The organism is Paracraurococcus lichenis (assembly GCF_030657435.1).
In the GTDB taxonomy this organism is placed as follows: Bacteria; Pseudomonadota; Alphaproteobacteria; order Acetobacterales; family Acetobacteraceae; genus Paracraurococcus; species Paracraurococcus lichenis.
This window is the reverse complement of sequence record NZ_JAUTWS010000256.1, coordinates 1-2,093: the sequence shown is the minus strand read 5'-3', so window position 1 is coordinate 2,093 and position 2,093 is coordinate 1. Positions and strand designations below refer to the sequence as shown.

The 2,093-nt window shown below is 67.1% G+C and carries 2 protein-coding genes and 1 pseudogene; 1 reads left to right on the top strand and 2 read right to left on the bottom strand.

Annotated features, from left to right (window positions below; genetic code table 11):
- A partial coding sequence (locus tag Q7A36_RS39495) for an IS66 family transposase (RefSeq protein WP_305109267.1) occupies nt 1-324 on the bottom strand: 324 nt, incomplete at its 3' end.
- Between the two features lie 219 nt (nt 325-543).
- On the opposite strand from Q7A36_RS39495, the gene Q7A36_RS39490 reads away from it, so the two are divergent.
- Nucleotides 544-1,380 carry a hypothetical protein gene (locus Q7A36_RS39490; RefSeq protein WP_305109266.1) on the top strand — a complete coding sequence of 279 codons (837 nt, stop codon included), beginning with the start codon at nt 544-546 and terminating at the stop codon, nt 1,378-1,380.
- A 62-nt stretch (nt 1,381-1,442) separates the two neighbouring features.
- On the opposite strand, the pseudogene Q7A36_RS39485 reads toward Q7A36_RS39490, so the two are convergent.
- A pseudogene (locus tag Q7A36_RS39485) lies at nt 1,443-1,934 on the bottom strand (ISAs1 family transposase); the annotation flags it as partial.
- Between the last annotated feature and the right edge of the window lie 159 nt (nt 1,935-2,093).

The following is a 2,093-nucleotide window of genomic DNA, read 5'->3' as shown; positions in this document are numbered from 1 at the left end:
TCGGTAGAATGAGACGCCGAGCTTGCGGCAGGTCTTCATCAGGCCGAGCAGCACGTCGCGGGCGGTCCGGCCATCCTCGCTCATGGTGCCGCCGGAGATCTTGCGCTTGGTGACGCAGGCGCGGATGTCGTTTTCCGAGCCGTTGGTGTGCAGCGGGATCTCCGGCCGCTCCAGCACGCGCAGCAGTTCGGCCTTGCGGCGATGCAGGCGGGCCAGCAGCCGGTCGAGCACGACTGTGCCGGTGCAGCGGGTGAAGATCCGGTCGAACCGGGCCCTGAGCGCGGCAGCCCGCCGGGGACAGGGCTCGCGCTGCCAGGCCTTCAGGTCGGCATAGAACCATGTGTGGACGGCCCCGTGGATGCAAGGGCGTTTTGGGCGTGACGGCGCCGCGGTCGGGTGCGGTCATGTGTCCGGCCTTGATGTGCGGTGCGCATGACCGCGGGCCCTGATGAAGTCCGCGACCCAGCGGGACTGCCTCATGTTAGGGGGCAGGAACGGACAGGCTACAATCTGCGGTGGAAGGCTCTCTGTGGGGTAGCGCGCGTGGCCTGGATTGTGCGGTTCGTAGAAACGGGCGCTGGTGGTGATGTTCGGAGCACGGATCTGGTGGAAATCGCGCAGCCGGGTGACCTGCGCGACATCGCCAATCTGGGCCTGAGCTTGGCCGAAGCCAAGCAGGTGCTGGCCGCCATTCAGCGCGAGACCGTTGGCGCCCAAGCCAGGGACCACGCTGCGAGACGGCCAAGCTGCCGGTCCTGCGGGGACGCCTGCCATGTGAAGGATTACCGGCAGAGGCGGCTCGCAACGCTGTTCGGCGAAGTGACCGTTCGACTGCCGCGGTTCCGCTGCATCGCCTGCGACGGGATCGAGAATGGGGTCGACTGGCCATCGTACAGCCGGTCGACGCCCGAGCTCGATCGACTGCAAGCTCACCTCTCGGCGCTGATGACCCATCGGACGGCGGCGGACGTGCTGGAGCAGCTGTTCCCGGTCGACGCTGGCAAAGATCATGAGACCCTTCGTCGTCATACCCCGACGCTCGGTGAACAGCTGCAGCTTCGCCCAGCGATTGCGCCTGTGGAGCCAGCGGCGGCGATCTCCGTCAGCGTGGACTCGACCTTCATCCGCAGCTGCGAGGAGGGGCAGCGACATCTGGAGGTCAAGCTTGGCAACGCCGAAACCGACGCTGGCGGCCGGCAGGTGTTCGCAGCCGTCGCCGGATCGGAGACAGACGTCGTGGCGCTGATCGGCCGAACGCTCGACAGCGTGGGCCGAACCAAGGCTACGGTGCTGACCGGGTTCACCAATGGATGCGCTGGGCTGCGGTTGACCCTGACCGCCGCTGGCGTCACCGCACCGACAACGGCCTGGAGCAGCTGATCGGCTCGCAGCGCTACCACGAGCGCCGCGCCACAGGACGGAAAGCGGCCTCGCCAGCAGGGCTATCGCATATGGGTTTTGCCGAACTGGGCGAGGAGGCGGGTGCGGAAGGTGTCGTCCCATGCGGCGCGCATGCGCTTTCCTTTCAGAGACCCCTTGGAGCCTTCGAGCTTGGCAAGGTTGAGAGCCAGGCGTCGCAGCAGGGCGATGTTCTGCGGTCCGTGATCCTTGCGGGTTCTGGCCTGGTCCTCGTTCATGGTCACATCGAGAACCCAATGCAGGCCGTTCTCCACCCCCCAATGGCCGCGGGCCACCTCGCCGAAGCGCTCGGCGCTGAGCGGGGTGCTCAGCAGGTAGTAGGCGGTTTCGGTACTGACCTTGTCGCCCATCTCGCGGGTCCGGAGCACGCGGCCAATGGCCGCCAGCCCCGGCCAGGCATGGTGCTCTTGCAGCCAGGCGATGTCAGTCGAGATCAGGCTGGTGCGGGTCTCGATGCGACCGTGCTCGCCATCGACCGTTGTATAGGCAAGCTCGGCAGTACGGGTGGGGTCGTCGAAGAGGTTCTGTCAGGCTTCGCGCCAATCGGCCCGTTTGGCCGGCCGGGTTAGGGCTGGTAGGCTCCGGCTCTGGGCTCGACGGGGTGGAGAGGCGGGAATGGACTGTGTGGCCTGCAGTTCGTCCGAGGTGACCGAGCGGCCGGAGCGCACCGCCCA